The 14,858-nt window shown below is 61.8% G+C and carries 11 protein-coding genes and 1 pseudogene; 9 read left to right on the top strand and 3 right to left on the bottom strand.

The window, feature by feature from the left end; all coding sequences use genetic code 11:
* The 6 genes from ABI213_RS10055 (at nt 1) to ABI213_RS10080 (ending at nt 7,784) form a co-directional block, all read left to right on the top strand.
* The gene (locus ABI213_RS10055; RefSeq protein ID WP_348026921.1) at nt 1-1,518 is read left to right on the top strand and encodes a methyl-accepting chemotaxis protein; all 1,518 of its coding nucleotides are present in this window, start codon (nt 1-3) and stop codon (nt 1,516-1,518) included.
* A gap of 148 nt (nt 1,519-1,666) precedes the next feature.
* Complete coding sequence (gene pncB / locus ABI213_RS10060; RefSeq protein WP_348008877.1) at nt 1,667-2,875, top strand: nicotinate phosphoribosyltransferase; 1,209 nt, start codon at nt 1,667-1,669, stop codon at nt 2,873-2,875.
* On the top strand, nt 2,815-4,209 hold the full coding sequence (locus ABI213_RS10065) for a sodium:proton antiporter (protein ID WP_348008880.1): 1,395 nt from the start codon (nt 2,815-2,817) through the stop codon (nt 4,207-4,209). Before pncB ends, ABI213_RS10065 begins: the two co-directional genes overlap by 61 nt.
* Nucleotides 4,210-5,196: a D-glycerate dehydrogenase gene (locus ABI213_RS10070; protein WP_348008876.1), complete on the top strand. Its 987-nt coding sequence runs from the start codon at nt 4,210-4,212 to the stop codon at nt 5,194-5,196.
* 20 nt (nt 5,197-5,216) lie between these two features.
* Nucleotides 5,217-6,530, top strand: a complete 1,314-nt coding sequence (gene rmuC, locus ABI213_RS10075; RefSeq protein WP_348008875.1) for a DNA recombination protein RmuC — start codon at nt 5,217-5,219, stop codon at nt 6,528-6,530.
* Between the two features lie 81 nt (nt 6,531-6,611).
* The gene (locus tag ABI213_RS10080; RefSeq protein ID WP_348008874.1) at nt 6,612-7,784 is read left to right on the top strand and encodes an MFS transporter; all 1,173 of its coding nucleotides are present in this window, start codon (nt 6,612-6,614) and stop codon (nt 7,782-7,784) included.
* Here the strand turns inward: ABI213_RS10080 and ABI213_RS10085 are convergent.
* Both ABI213_RS10085 and ABI213_RS10090 read right to left on the bottom strand, forming a co-directional pair.
* Nucleotides 7,762-8,625: a TIGR00730 family Rossman fold protein gene (locus tag ABI213_RS10085; RefSeq protein ID WP_348008873.1), complete on the bottom strand. Its 864-nt coding sequence runs from the start codon at nt 8,623-8,625 to the stop codon at nt 7,762-7,764. The two genes, ABI213_RS10080 and ABI213_RS10085, sit on opposite strands and share 23 nt — an antisense overlap.
* Before the next feature lie 129 nt (nt 8,626-8,754).
* Nucleotides 8,755-9,072, bottom strand: coding sequence for a BON domain-containing protein (locus ABI213_RS10090; RefSeq protein WP_348008872.1), 318 nt, complete (start codon nt 9,070-9,072; stop codon nt 8,755-8,757).
* 225 nt (nt 9,073-9,297) lie between these two features.
* On the opposite strand from ABI213_RS10090, the gene ABI213_RS10095 reads away from it, so the two are divergent.
* The 3 genes and pseudogenes from ABI213_RS10095 to ABI213_RS10105 all read left to right on the top strand — a co-directional run bounded on the left by ABI213_RS10095 (nt 9,298) and on the right by ABI213_RS10105 (nt 13,755).
* Nucleotides 9,298-10,644: a dicarboxylate/amino acid:cation symporter gene (locus tag ABI213_RS10095; protein WP_348008871.1), complete on the top strand. Its 1,347-nt coding sequence runs from the start codon at nt 9,298-9,300 to the stop codon at nt 10,642-10,644.
* Between the two features lie 164 nt (nt 10,645-10,808).
* Nucleotides 10,809-10,904, top strand: a pseudogene (locus ABI213_RS10100) (ABC transporter ATP-binding protein); the annotation flags it as partial.
* Between the two features lie 430 nt (nt 10,905-11,334).
* On the top strand, nt 11,335-13,755 hold the full coding sequence (locus ABI213_RS10105; RefSeq protein ID WP_348008870.1) for a penicillin acylase family protein: 2,421 nt from the start codon (nt 11,335-11,337) through the stop codon (nt 13,753-13,755).
* Nucleotides 13,756-13,797: 42 nt separating this feature from the next.
* Here the strand turns inward: ABI213_RS10105 and ABI213_RS10110 are convergent, their stop codons facing one another.
* Nucleotides 13,798-14,853 (bottom strand): quinone-dependent dihydroorotate dehydrogenase, encoded by a 1,056-nt coding sequence (locus tag ABI213_RS10110; protein WP_348008869.1) that lies wholly within the window; start codon nt 14,851-14,853, stop codon nt 13,798-13,800.
* Nucleotides 14,854-14,858 lie beyond the last annotated feature (5 nt).

Genomic DNA, 14,858 nt, shown 5'->3' on the forward strand with positions numbered 1-14,858 from the left:
GTGCTCTCGGTCACTTTTATGGTGGATGCACAAGGGCGCGGTACTTTTGACGCGGCGCTCAGCCGCGCCAAAGAGCGCCGGGAGATCGCCGGAACCATGCGCGACGCTGTTTTTCGCCAAGGCTTGCAGGCCCGCAATATCGGGCTGCGCTCGGATGTGGATGAGATGAAGAAAGAGGTTGCGGCGCTGCGGGGGTGGCAAGAGCTGTACAAGAAGAATTTCGCGCGGTTTGCCAGCCTGGCACCCACCGCAGAAGAGCAAGCGGACCTAGCGCGGGCCGTCAAATTGGAGCAAGAGACTGTCGAGCCCCTGCAGAAGGCGGAGGAATATGCGTCCAACTTTCGCCCGGATACCGCCGCCACTATCTTGGTGACCAAGGTCAGTCCGATCCAGGACCAATGGGCCGAGACCATCGGCCATTTGGTGGCGATCCAGGATGCCAATGTGGCCGCCGCGCTGACCGACAACGGGCTACAGCATCGCCAACTGGTGGCGGCTGCAGGGGGCGCATTTTTGCTCTCTTTTCTCTTGGCCGCTGCCGCGGCTTGGCATATTTCTCGGGGTATTGTGCGACCCCTGGGCGAGGCCGTGGGGATTGCGCGCCGAGTCGCCGCAGGGGATTTGACGGCACAGATCGACGGCCAGCGAACCGATGAGGTGGGCCAACTGCTGACGAGTTTGCGCGACATGCAATCCAGTCTGGTGCGGGTCGTGGCCAACGTGCGTTTGGGGTCGGAAAACGTGGCCACCGCCAGTGCCGAAATCGCCCAGGGCAATGACGACCTCAGCGCCCGAACCGAGGGCCAGGCCAGTGCGCTGGAGCAAACTGCGGCATCCATGGAAGAGCTGAGCTCCAACGTCCGGCAGAACGCCGACAGCTCCCGCCAGGCGAATGAGCTGGCCATGAACGCATCCCTGGTGGCGGTGAGGGGCGGGGAAGCCGTGGGCCAGGTGGTCGAGACCATGAAGGGTATCAACGACAGTTCCCGAAAAATTGCCGACATCATCGGCGTCATTGATGGGATCGCCTTTCAGACCAATATCTTGGCCCTGAATGCCGCCGTTGAGGCAGCCCGTGCCGGAGAGCAGGGCCGGGGCTTTGCCGTTGTGGCCAGTGAAGTGCGCAGCCTGGCCGGGCGCTCGGCCGATGCGGCCAAGGAGATCAAGACCCTGATCCACACCAGTGTTGAGCGCGTGGCCCAAGGTAGCGCACAGGTCGGCCAGGCCGGGGCCACCATGGCCGAGGTGGTCGATTCCATCCGCAAAGTGACCGACATCATGGGCGAGATCAGTATTGCCAGCAACGAGCAGTCCCTGGGGGTTGCCCAGGTGGGCGAAGCCGTGGCCCAGATGGACCAGGCGACCCAGCAAAATGCCGCACTGGTGGAGGAGATGGCTGCAGCCGCCAACAGTCTGCGCCAGCAGTCGCACGAGTTGGTACAGGTGGTGGCGGTGTTTAAGCTGCGTGGAGGCACTGATCTGAATACACCAGCGCGGGTATTGGCGATCAACGGCTGACCCCTGCGGCCCTGGCGGCATACGGGCCAAAGATCGTGAACCCGTTTTAAAGGGCATCGCGGTCAAATACTAGCCGCCCGGCGAATCCCCTACACTTTGTGGCTTTGGCCCTGTTTCTAGGTCGTTTGGGCCCCATGCCAACGCTTTTATGATCATCACCAGCCTGCTCGATACTGACCTCTACAAGTTCACGATGATGCAGGTCGTGCTGCACCATTTCCCCGCCTCGCAGGTGCAGTACCGCTTCAAATGCCGCAATCCCGGCGTGAACCTGGCCCCGTTGGTGGCCGAGATCCAGGACGAGATCCGCGGGCTGTGCAGCTTGGGTTTTACCGAGGCCGAGTTGGGCTATCTGCGCTCCATGCGCTTCATCAAAAGCGACTTTGTCGACTTTCTGGGGCTGTTCCGGCTCAACGAAAAGTACATCTCTGTGACCCCGCTGCCCAATGGCGAGATCGACATCTCCATCCAGGGGCCCTGGCTGCACGTGATTCCGTTCGAGATCCCGGTGCTGGCCATCGTCAACGAGGTGTACTTTCGCCACGCCACCACCGTGCCCAACTTCACCCAGGCCCGCCAGCGGCTGCAGGCCAAGATCACCCAATTGCGCGGCGACGGATTAGACGAGCTCAAGATTGCCGACTACGGTACCCGCCGCCGCTACAGCAAGGCCTGGCACGAAGAGGTGCTGCGCACTTTAGTGGCGCAGCTGGGTTCGGGCCCGCAGGGGCAGTTTGCGGGCACCAGCAATGTATTGTTTGCTATGCAATTAGGACTCACCCCGTTGGGCACCATGGCCCACGAATACCTGCAGGCCTGCCAGGCCCTGGGCCCGCGCTTGCGCGACAGCCAGGTGTTTGGCTTTGAAATGTGGGCCAAGGAATACAGGGGCGACCTGGGCATTGCGCTGAGCGACGTCTACGGCATGGATGCCTTCCTGCGCGACTTCGACATGTACTTCTGCAAGCTCTTCGACGGCGCGCGGCACGACAGCGGTGACCCGTTTGTGTGGGGCGAACGCCTGCTGGCGCACTACAAAAAGAACCGCGTCGATCCGCTGACCAAAGTGCTGATCTTCAGCGACGGCCTGACCGTACCGCGCACCATTGCGCTGTACCAGCAGTTTCGCGGTCGTTGCCTGCTGGCCTTTGGCATCGGCACCAACCTGACCAACGACATGGGCGACCCACCCCTGCATGTACCGTTGCAAATCGTCATCAAGATGATCCGCTGCAATGGCCAGCCGGTGGCCAAGCTGTCTGACTCGCCGGGCAAGAATATGTGCGAGGACGAAAAATACGTGGGCTACCTGCGCCAGGTGTTCGAGATCGAAACGCCAACCGAGCCTCTCCCATGAGCGCAGCCGGCATGTCGGCCCTTTGGGGCATCCCATTTGCGGGCATTTTGTTGTCGATTGCACTGTGCCCGTTGTGGGTGCCCCGCTTTTGGCACCACCATTTCGGCAAAGTGTCGGCGGCCTGGTCGCTAGCATTTTTGCTGCCGTTTGCGGCCATGTTCGGGCTGGATGCCGCCGCCCACAGCCTGGTGCACGCGCTGCTGGCCGAGTACCTGCCTTTCATCATTTTGCTAACCGCGCTGTACACCGTGGCGGGAGGCATCTACATCCGCGGCAACCTGCACGGCAGCCCGCGCCTGAACGTGGCGTTGCTGGCGATTGGCGCGGCTCTGGCCAGTGTGATGGGCACCACCGGTGCGTCCATGCTGATGCTGCGCCCGCTGCTGCGCGCCAACGACAACCGCGTCCACAAGGTGCACGTGGTGGTGTTCTTTATCTTCATCGTCTCCAACGCCGGTGGCGCGCTTACGCCGCTGGGCGACCCGCCGCTGTTTCTGGGCTTTTTGCAGGGGGTGGATTTCTTCTGGACCCTGGGCCATTTGTGGCAGCCCACGCTGTTTTTGGTGGGTGTGCTGCTGGCCCTGTGCTTCGCTATCGACTGCTATTACTACCGCAAAGAAGGCGTGCTGCCGGTCGATCCCACGCCCGACACGCAGCGCATCGGCTTTGACGGCGTGGTCAATTTCGCCTTGCTGGGCGTGGTGGTGGGCTTGGTGCTGCTCAGCGGCTTCTGGAAGTCGCCGGTGGTGTTCCATGTGGCCGGGGCCGAGGTCGGCTTGCCCGGCCTGGTGCGCGATGCGGGGCTGGTGCTGGTGACCCTGCTGTCGCTGCGCTGCACGGCGGCCCAGGTGCATGCCGACAACCAGTTCAGCTGGGGGCCGATGCTGGAAGTGGCCAAGCTGTTTGCGGGCATTTTCCTGACTATCATTCCGGTGATTGCGCTGCTGCGCGAGGGCCTGCACGGCCCGTTTGGTGCGGTGGTGGCGGCGGTGACGCGACCCGACGGCTCGCCCCATCCGGCCATGTATTTCTGGGCCAGCGGCCTGCTCAGCTCGTTTCTGGACAACGCGCCGACCTACCTGGTGTTTTTTAACACCGCAGGCGGCGATGCGCAGACGTTGATGACCACCCTGGCCCCCACGCTGATGGCCGTGTCTGCCGGGTCGGTGTTCATGGGGGCCAACAGCTATATCGGCAATGCACCCAATATGATGGTCAAAGCCATTGCCGAACAGCGCGGTGTGGCCATGCCCAGCTTCTTTGGCTACATGGTCTGGTCGTGTGCCATTCTGGTGCCCTTGTTTGCCGTTACCACCTTGATCTGGTTTACCTAAATGTCCAAACCCGCCATTCTTATCGCCCGCAAAATATTCCCCGCCACCATTGCCGCTCTGGAGCAGCACTTTGTGGTGGAGTCCAACCAGGAGGATGCGTCCTGGAGTAAAGCCGAGCTGATCGCCCGCCTGCAAGGCAAGGTCGGCGCCTTCACCACCGGCAGCGAGCGCATCGATGCCGAGTTGCTGGCCGCCTGCCCGCAACTGCGCATTTGCGCCAACATGGCCGTGGGCTACAACAACTTTGACATCGACGCGATGAGCGCGGCAGGCGTGCTGGCCACCAACGCCCCCGATGTGCTCACCGAGACCACCGCCGACTTCGGCTTTGCCCTGCTGATGGCCACCGCCCGCCGTATCAGCGAGAGCGAGCATTTCCTGCGTGCCGGGCTGTGGAAGAAGTGGAGCTACGACATGTTCGCCGGGGCCGAGATCCACGGCAGCACGCTGGGCATCATCGGCATGGGCCGCATTGGCCAGGGCATCGCCAAGCGCGGCGCCCATGGCTTTGGCATGCAGGTGATTTACCACAACCGCAGCCCGCTGGATGCCGCCACCGAGGCCGACTGCAAGGCCCGTTTTGTGTCCAAAGAAGAACTGCTCAAGACCGCCGACCACGTGGTGCTGGTGGTACCGTATTCCGCCGCCTCGCACCACACCATCGGTGCGGCCGAGCTGGCGCTGATGCAGCCCACCGCCACCCTGGTCAACATCGCGCGCGGCGGCATCGTGGACGATGCAGCCCTGGCTGTGGCCTTGCGCGAGGGCCGCATCGCCGCCGCCGGGCTGGACGTGTTCGAGGGCGAGCCCCAAGTCCACCCCGACCTGCTCACCGTGCCCAACGTGGTGCTGACCCCGCACATCGCCAGTGCCACCGTGGCGACCCGTACCGCCATGGCGCAGCTGGCGGCCGACAACCTGGTTGGATTTCTTATAAATAATAAGCCGCTCACGCCCATCAACGCTGCACAGGTAGCTATCAAATAAATAGCGAATAGATCGTATCGATGACCTTGATTGAATGGGGGCTGCTGGCGCTGGCCGTGCTGAACTTGGCGCTCTTGTTGGCCCTGTTGCTGCGTAAACCGCCCGCGGCAGATCACTCCGCCATGGACCGCCTGGAACGCGGGCTGCGCGAATCATCGCGTGCCGACCGGCACGAGCTGGGCACCAGTTTTGCCAACTTTCAGCGCAGCCTGGTGCAGCAAAGCGCCGAGGCTACGCGCACCCAAAACACCCAGATCGACGCGCTGGCCCAGCAACTCGCCTTGCTGCAGCGCTCGGTGAGTGACACCCTGAGCACCCAGCTCCAGGCCCTGGGCGAATCCAACGCCCGGCGCATGGGCGAGGTGCGCGCCACGTTGGAGGCGCAACTGCTGCAACTGCAACACAGTAACGCCGCCAAGCTCGACGAAATGCGCCAAACCGTAGACGAAAAGCTGCAAACCACGCTGGAAACCCGCCTGGGCGAAAGCTTCAAGCAGGTGGCCGACCGGCTGGAGCAGGTGCACAAAGGCCTGGGCGAAATGCAGTCCCTGGCCCAGGGCGTGGGCGACTTGCAGCGCGTACTCACCAACGTCAAAACCCGCGGCATGTTTGGCGAGGTGCAGCTGGAAAACCTGCTGGAGCAGGTGCTCACCGCCGAGCAGTACGGCAAGCAGATCGAGACCAAGCCGCGCAGCAACCAGCGGGTGGACTTTGCGGTGCGTTTTCCCGGTCGCAGTGCCGACGGCGCACCCGTCTGGCTTCCCATCGACGCCAAGTTCCCGCGCGACGACTATGAGCGCCTGCTGGATGCCCACGAACGCGCCGACGCGCTGGCCGCCGAAGCCTCCGCCAAGGCGCTGGAAGCCCGCATCCGCGCCGAGGCCAAATCGATTGCCGAGAGCTACCTGGCCCCGCCGCACACCACCGACTTTGCGATTTTGTTCTTGCCCATCGAGAGCCTGTACGCCGAGGTGCTGCGCCGCCCCGGCCTGATGGATAGCCTGCAGCGCGACTACCGCGTCACCCTGGCTGGCCCGACCACCTTGCTGGCCATGCTCAACAGCCTGCACATGGGCTTCCGCACCTTGGCGCTGGAGCAGCAGGCCAGCGAAGTTTGGAAGGTGCTGGGTGCGGTGAAAACCGAGTTCGAGCGCTACGGCGAATGGGTGGCCCGCATCCGCGAACAGGTGCAAAAGGCTTCGGATACCCTGGACAAGGCCGACACCCGCACCCGCCAGATGCGCCGCGCGCTGAAGGTGGTGGAGGCGTTGCCCGATGCCGAAGCGCAGGCGCTGTTGCCCGCGTCGGCGGATCTGGACGATGGTCCAGGGTAAGAGGTTTTTGCTCTATAAATCGTAGCTGCTTGCGCACTTTCTATCTGCGCCAATTCCCTATTTAATGCTTGTATTTTTGCTATGAATTTGGCACTGGCCCGTTTGATTGCAGCACAGATTTGCCTGCACGCTTGTATGACCGGCATCCGCCTGGCCGCGCCCCTGCTGGCTTTGCGCGAGGGTTTCAGCGGCCTGGCGGTGGGCCTTTTGCTGGCCTTATTTGCGCTAACCCAGGTGTTTCTGGCCTTGCCTGCCGGGCGCTATGCCGACCGCCATGGTCTGCGCAAGCCGGTGACCATCAGCGTCGGCATGGCCGTGCTGGGCGCGGGGTTGGCGGCGGCGTTTCCGGTTTACCCGGTGCTCTGCGTCAGCGCGTTGCTGACCGGCGGGGCCACTGGCATTGCGGTGATTGCCTTGCAGCGCCACGTGGGGCGCGCGGCCGAGGGTTCCACCCAGCTCAAACAGGTGTTCAGTTGGCTGGCGCTGGGGCCGGCACTGTCCAACTTCATCGGGCCGTTTGCGGCTGGCTTGATGATTGACCATGCGGGTAGCGTGCCCGCCGACCGATGGGGTTTTCAGGCGGCGTTTGCCTTGATGGCGGTGCTGCCACTGGCCACCTGGGCGCTGGTGCAAGGGGTGCAAGAGCTGCCCGCCATCCATGCCGTACCGGGTGCCGCCAAGCCGCGTGTACTGGATTTGCTGGTTGACCCCATGCTGCGCCGTTTGCTGCTGGTGAACTGGTTTTTGTCGTCCTGCTGGGACGTGCACACCTTTGTGGTGCCCATCCTGGGCCACGAGCGCGGTTTGAGCGCCTCGACCATCGGCTCCATCCTGGGGGGCTTTGCGATCGCGGCGGCGGTCGTGCGCATGGCCATGCCGATGATGGCCGCACGCCTGCGCGAGTGGGCGGTGATCGTGGGCGCGATGTGGATGACGGCCGCGTTGTTTGCTTTGTATCCGTTCTTGCCCAGCGCGGCGGCGATGGGGGTGTGTTCGGTGTTTTTGGGCCTGGCGCTAGGCTCGGTACAGCCTATGATCATGAGTACCCTGCACCAGATCACCCCGGCGCACCGCCACGGCGAAGCGCTGGGCCTGCGGCTGATGAGCATCAACGCGTCCAGCGTGGTGATGCCGCTGCTGTTTGGCGCGGCCAGCACCGTGGTAGGTGTGGCCGGGCTGTTCTGGGTGGTCGGGGCGGTGGTGGGCGGCGGCTCAAGGACCGCCTGGGGGCTTAAATCTTATAAAACGCTCTGATAGCCGTCCAGGCGTCTTCAGGGGTATCGACGAAGGTGAATAGGTCCATGTCGCTGGCGGAGATGGCGCCTTCGTCGATCAGCACGTCGAAGTTGATCAGCTTCTTCCAGTAGTCGGCACCAAACAAGATGATGGGCACGGCCTTGGTTTTGCCGGTTTGCACCAGGGTCACCACTTCAAACAGTTCGTCCAGCGTGCCAAAGCCGCCCGGGAAGGCCACCAGGGCTTTGGCGCGCATCATGAAATGCATTTTGCGCAGCGCAAAGTAGTGGAACTTGAAGTTCAGGCTGGGCGACACATAGCGGTTGCCACCTTGCTCGTGGGGCAGGGCGATGCTCAGGCCCACGTTTAGCGCGCCCATCTCAAAGGCACCGCGGTTGGCGGCTTCCATGATGCCGGGGCCACCGCCGGTGCAGATGTAGAGCCGGTCGGCAGCGGCGCGGTTGGCGCTGTAGTTGGCTACCAGCCGGGCAAACAGGCGGGCCTGGTCGTAGTAGCGGGCGTTGCGCATGCGGCGCTGGGCGACTTTCAGGGCTTCGGCATCGCCGCTGGCTTCGGCTGCGGCAAGAGCCGGCTGTGCGTCTTCGGGTGCCGGGAAGCGGGCGCTGCCAAAGACGACCACGGTGTTTTCAATCCCCTGGGCTTGCTGGGCCAGATCGGGTTTGAGCATTTCTAGCTGAAAGCGGATGCCACGGGTTTCACGGCGCAGCAAAAACTCGGGGTCGGCAAAGGCCAGGCGGTAGGCATCGGTCTCCAGCGCTTGGCCGTTGTTGGAGTGGGCTTGCAGGTCGGCCCAGGCCAGGGCGACGTTGCGGTCATTCAGTTTGTCGGTGTTTTCCATAACTAGATTGTGGTCCTAAAACATGACGCTTTGGCGCAGCGGGGCGGTAAATTGCAGTGGGTCTGGACCAAAAAAAAAGCCAGCTGCGGGGCACTGCAGCCGGCCTGTTTACACGGAGATGGTGGCCAATTAAGGGCGTACGACCAACTCGTTGCGCACCGCAGTCACGCCCTTGACATTGCGGGCGATGGATTCGGCCTGCATCTTTTCGGCGCTGGATTTGGCAAAGCCCGCCAAGATGACCGTGCCTTTCAGGGTTTGCACATTGATGGCTCCGGCGTCTACGGTTTTGTCATTCACAAAACGGGCCTTGACGGAGGTGGTGATGGCCGCGTCGTCCACATAGGCACCCACGGGTTCTTGCTGGCGCACAACGGCACAGCCGGTGGCGGTGAGGATGGCGGTACCTGCAATGGCAGCAAAAGCAATGGCACGGATAAATTGCATGGAGTTTCCTCAAAGTGTTGTTGTCGAATCGATTCAACGCGGCAAAACCGGCCGAGGCCGACACCGCACGCTATGGAGTTGTTACAAATTGCGCAAGCTGTATACCAACGGAGCCTAGGTTTCACCGTAGTTTCCACAATGGCGAGGCGCATTTTTGGGAATAAATTGGCGGCTGTTCTGCTGCCTGTGTGGGTGGCCATTTATTTACCCAGAAAGGTTTGCACCATGCGTTCAGACACTCCCGCGGCCAAAAAGCCGCTTTACAAGTCCCTTTATGTGCAAGTGCTGACCGCGGTGGCCTTGGGTGTGGCGCTGGGGCATTTCCAGCCCGATCTGGGCGCGCAGATGAAGCCGCTGGGCGACGGCTTCATCAAGCTCATCAAGATGCTGATTGCCCCCATCATTTTCTGTACCGTGGTGGTGGGTATCGCCGGTATGGAAGACATGAAGAAAGTGGGTAAAACCGGCGGACTGGCGCTGCTGTATTTTGAGGTGATGAGCACCGTCGCGCTGATTGTCGGCTTGGTGATCGTCAATCTGGTACAGCCCGGTTCTGGTATGCATGTGGATGTCACCACTTTGGACACCAAAGGCATTGCTGCCTACACCGGTCCAGGCAAGATGGCTGGCACCACCGAGTTTTTGATGAACATCATCCCCAGCACCGTGGTGGAAGCGTTTGCCAAGGGTGAAATTTTGCAGGTGCTGCTGTTTGCCGTGTTGTTTGGCTTTGCGTTGCACAAGTTTGGTGGCCGCGGCACGCAGGTGTTTGACTTCATTGAAAAGTTTTCGCATGTGCTGTTTGACATCATCGGCACGATCATGAAGGTGGCCCCTATCGGTGCCTTTGGTGCGATGGCCTTCACTATTGGAAAATTCGGCATTGCCTCGCTGTTTTCCCTGGGCTGGTTGATGGGTACGTTCTATGCCACCTGCCTCGTCTTCGTCTTTGTGGTGCTGGGTATCGTGGCGCGGCTGCATGGCTTCAGCATTTTCAAGTTCGTCAAATACATCAAGGAAGAGTTGTTGATCGTGCTGGGCACCTCGTCCAGCGAATCGGTGCTACCCCGCATGATGGAGAAGATGGAAAACGCCGGTGCCAAGAAGTCCGTGGTCGGCCTGGTGATTCCTACCGGCTACTCGTTCAACCTGGACGGCACCTCCATCTACCTGACCATGGCGGCGGTGTTCATCGCCCAGGCCACCGATACCCCGATGAGCATTGGCCAGCAAATCACCTTGCTCTTGGTGCTGCTGCTGACCTCCAAGGGTGCAGCCGGTGTGACGGGCAGTGGTTTCATCGTGCTGGCCGCTACCTTGTCGGCCGTGGGCCATGTGCCGGTGGCCGGTTTGGCGCTGATTCTGGGGATTGACCGCTTCATGTCCGAAGCCCGCGCCCTGACCAACCTGGTCGGCAACGGTGTGGCCACCTTGGTGGTGGCCAAATGGACCGGCGACCTGGACATGAAGCGCCTGGATGCCGCCATGAACAACGAAACCTGGGAAGAGGCGAATACGCCCGAAGAGGTCCTCGACAAGACGACCGCGCACATGGCAGGAACCGGACGCTGAATGAGGTATGAAAATGGCCTCTAGCGCATATTCTGATTGCGCCAGCAGCTATTAAATAGATAGTATTTCAAAACGCCACCGCAGAGTCTTCTGCGGTGGCGTTTTGCTTTGGGGGTGCGGCAGGGTTCTTGGTCTACCGCTGCGAGCACCGCCTAGTCAACCCGCTCTCGGATGGCGAGCGGCCGACGCTGGCTATTGGCCGGGCCTTGTCTACCCATCCAGGTCTGCTGGTGCTGGACGAGGCCGCCGAAGCTATGGCTTCAAATGAGCCTGGCTTACCGCTATGTGGTGCTTGAATGGAGCCGCGAGGTGTGGCGGGGCGACTCCGTAGCGCTGCATGCCGACTGCAGTCTCTGCACCCGCAAGTTGCTGGTGTGAATGGTTCGCTGTATGGGATCGTCGGCACTGATGGAAATCCTGGCTATCCCACTGGATAGTGAACTTTTGCCTCTGGAAAACAAGGCTAGTGGCTTTTTTTGGAATCACTGGTGCAGGCAGTCCAATATGGCTTTGCTTTACCATTTTTCGGTCAATCGGCTCTTTTTGCACGCACTTCCATCCCCAAAAATAGGTACATTTGAACGGACCGTGGAAAGCGTTACATAAGTTGCAACGTAGTATGGAATAAGTCCGTTTTACGTAACATTGTGTACGTCTATTCGGTCTCAAATCCAATATTAGGGAGTAAGTATGAAACTAACGACGACCTCGCGAGGCCTACCCGCGGCGCGCATCGGGCTGGTGGCGGCCATCGCTGCGGCCATGCTCACTGGCTGTCTACCCACCGAATACGCGGCCACGATCCGCACCACGTCCTACGGTGTTCCGCACATCGTCGCCGACAGTTTTACGGGTGCAGGCTATGGCTATGGCTATGCCTTTGCCCAGGATAACTTTTGTTTGTTTGCCGAAGAATTGGTCACGCTGCACGGCGAGCGGGCCAAGTACTTTGGTGCCGCTGGCGGCTACTTGGGCCAGTTGGGCACCACGTTTGGCAATGTGGACTCCGACTTTTTCTACAAGCTGGTGCTGGGCTCCGACCAGGCGGCCCGCTTCAAGGCCGGGGCCGGTCGCGCCACCCGCGAATTGGCCGACGGTTTTGCCACCGGCTACAACCGCTATCTGTCCAATACCGGTTTGGCCAAGTTGCCGGTTGCCTGCCGTGGCAAAGCCTGGGTCAAACCCATGACCGAAGACGATGCTTATTTGCGCTTCTCGCAAGCCGCCATGACGGGTAGCTCGCTGGGCTTTATTGGTGCTATCGGCAGCGCAGTGCCACCGGTTGCCACGGTGGCCAAAGCTGCCGCTTCTGTGAACGTGGCCAAAGCCAAGACACCCAACGTGCCCGCAGACTATTCCCAGTCGCCCGTGCTGATGGCGTTCCAGAGCCTGCGCGACCACAGTATTGGCTCCAACGGCCTGGGCCTGGGGCGCGATGCCACCCAAAGCGGCAAAGGCCTGTTGATGGGTAACCCGCACTTTCCATGGTGGGGTGCCCTGCGTTTGAACCAGGTGCACATCACGGTGGCCAGCGAGAACTATGACGTGATGGGTGCGACCCTGCTGGGTGTGCCCCTGCCTTTGATCGGTTTCAACGACAAGGTGGCCTGGACGCACACTTTCTCGACCGACAACCGCTTCACCGTGCGCTACCTGGCCATAGACCCCAGCAACCCCACGCGCTACCTGAAAGATGGCAAATCGATTGCCATGAAGGCTGTGCCCCTGACCGTGTCGGCCCTGGGTGCCGATGGCAACCAGGTGCAGATCCAGCGCACCCTGTACACCACCGAGTACGGCCCCATGATGACGGACAGCAGCTTTGCCTGGACCACCGGCAGTGGCTACGCGCTGCAAGATGCCAATGCCAGTAACTACCAGCTCATCGACCAGGTTGTGCTGAACGGCAAGTCCACCAGCGTGGACAGTCTGCGTAAGTCCCTGGCCACCTTTAATGCCATGCCCTGGGTCAACACCATTGCCGCAGACAAAGGCGGCGATGCCTTGTACGCCAACTACTCGGTCGCCGCCAATGTGCCCGACGCCCAACTGGCCGCCTGCGTGCCGCCACCCTTCCAGCCTTTGATGGCCAGCACCGGTGTGGTGGTGATGGCGGGCACCACGGCGGCCTGCGACTGGTCGGGCAGCATCCCCGCAGCCGGACGGCCTTGGGTCAAGCGCCCGGACTATGCGATGAATTCCAACGACAGCCACTGGTGGCCTAGCCTGAACACCTACCTGAGCGGATTTGCCAAAATCATCGCCACCGGCCCGAATGCCGAAGCGCTGCCGCAAAGCAACCGTACCCGCACCGGCCACGCCATGGTGCGTGACCGCCTGGCCGGTACCGACGGGCAGGGCGGCTACCGTTTCACGCTGGCCAACCTGGAGCAGCTCTACCTGAAGAGCCGGTTTTTCAAGGCTGAAAAGTGGTTGCCGGGCTTTGTCTCGGGCTGCCTGGCCAGCAGCGGCGCCACACCGGCCGCCCTGGATGCCTGTGCCGTGCTGCAAGCCTGGAACACCGCCCACACCACCACCAACCAGGGCGTGGTGCTGTTTGACGAGTTGTACGCCGCCCTGGGCGAGTTGAACGACCCGTCGTGGTGGAGCGTGCCGTTCAATGCGGCCGACCCGCAGGAAACCCCGCGCGGTACCGCCAACCTGGCTGCGGCCATGGCGCAATTGGAAACCCTGGTGGCCAGCCCGCAGTTTGACGACCCCATCAAGCGCCGTGCCCGCACCCAGGACGTGCAACTGCTGCAACGTGCCGAGGGCGTGCTGGCGATACCGGGTGGCCGTTCGACCTACAACAACTGGGCAGGCGTGCGCACCCAGGTCGCCCCGGGCAGCTTTATCTACACCGCCGATCCCGCCACCAATGCCGGTGCCTTTGGCAACAGCTACATCCAGTTTGTGACCTGGGACAGTAGCGGTCCGGTGGCCGAAGGTATCCTGACCTACAGCCAGTCGTCCGACCCGACCAGCGCGCACTTCAGCGACCAGACCCGCAAGTACGCCGCAGGCGAATGGGTCAAGCTGCCGTATACCGACAAGCAGATCAAGGCCGATCCCAACTACAGCGAACGTACGCTATACGAATCGCCACACTGAAAAATAGTAGCAATAAAGCCATGAGGAGTATGCGCTAGCTGCCTATTTCTTCATGCGCTTGAGTGCCAGGGCTGCTTGCTGTACCAGAGCCGGCCCCTGGTAGATCAGCCCGGTGTAGATCTGTACCACGTCGGCTCCGGCTTCTATTTTGGCCACCGCATCGGCCGCACCCATGATGCCACCCACACCGATGATGGGAAAGGCCGGGCCCAGGGCGTTGCGCAGTTGGCGCACCACGCGGTTGCTGGCATCCCGCACCGGCATACCGCTCAGGCCACCGGCTTCTTCACCATGGGCCATGCCCTTGACCGCGTCGCGCGCCAACGTCGTGTTGGTGGCCACCACGCCATCCATGCCGTGGCGTATGAGGGTGGCGGCGATCACTGCGATTTGGGCTTCATCCAGATCCGGCGCAATTTTCACAAACACCGGCACCCGTTTGCCATGCTGCAAGGCCAGCGCGGCGCGGCGCGCGGACACGGCGCCCAGCAGGCCGTCCAGCGCCTCGTCGCTTTGCAGGGCGCGCAGGTTTTTGGTGTTGGGGCTGGAGATGTTGACCGTGACGTAATCGGCATGGGGGTACACGCCGTCCAGCGCCAACAGGTAGTCATCGGTGGCGCGCTCAATGGGGGTGGCCGCGTTTTTGCCGATGTTCAGGCCTAGCAACATAGGTTTGCCTTGTGCCTTGGAGCGGAATTGGGCGCGCTGCACGTTGGCCACAAAGGCCGCCAGGCCGCCGTTGTTGAAACCCAGCCGGTTGATCAGCGCCTGCGCCGCAGGCAGGCGGAACATGCGGGGTTGGGGGTTGCCGGGCTGGGCCAGCGGCGTGACCGTGCCCACTTCCACAAAACCAAAACCCATGGCCCCCAGGCCGTCGATGCAGCGGGCGTTCTTGTCCAGCCCGGCCGCCAGGCCCACGCGGTTAGGAAAATGCAGGCCCGCCAGCGTGACGGGGTCGCTGACCATTTTTTGGCGGTACAGGTATTCCAGCGGCGTGCCTTGCGTGCGGGCAATGGCGTTCAGGGTGAGGTCGTGGGCCGCCTCTGGGTCCATGCCAAACAAAAAGGGGCGGGCCAGGGCGTAGGGGATCAGGGGCATTGGAT

This window comes from Rhodoferax sp. (assembly GCF_039922535.1).
GTDB lineage: Bacteria > Pseudomonadota > Gammaproteobacteria > Burkholderiales > Burkholderiaceae_C > Rhodoferax_B.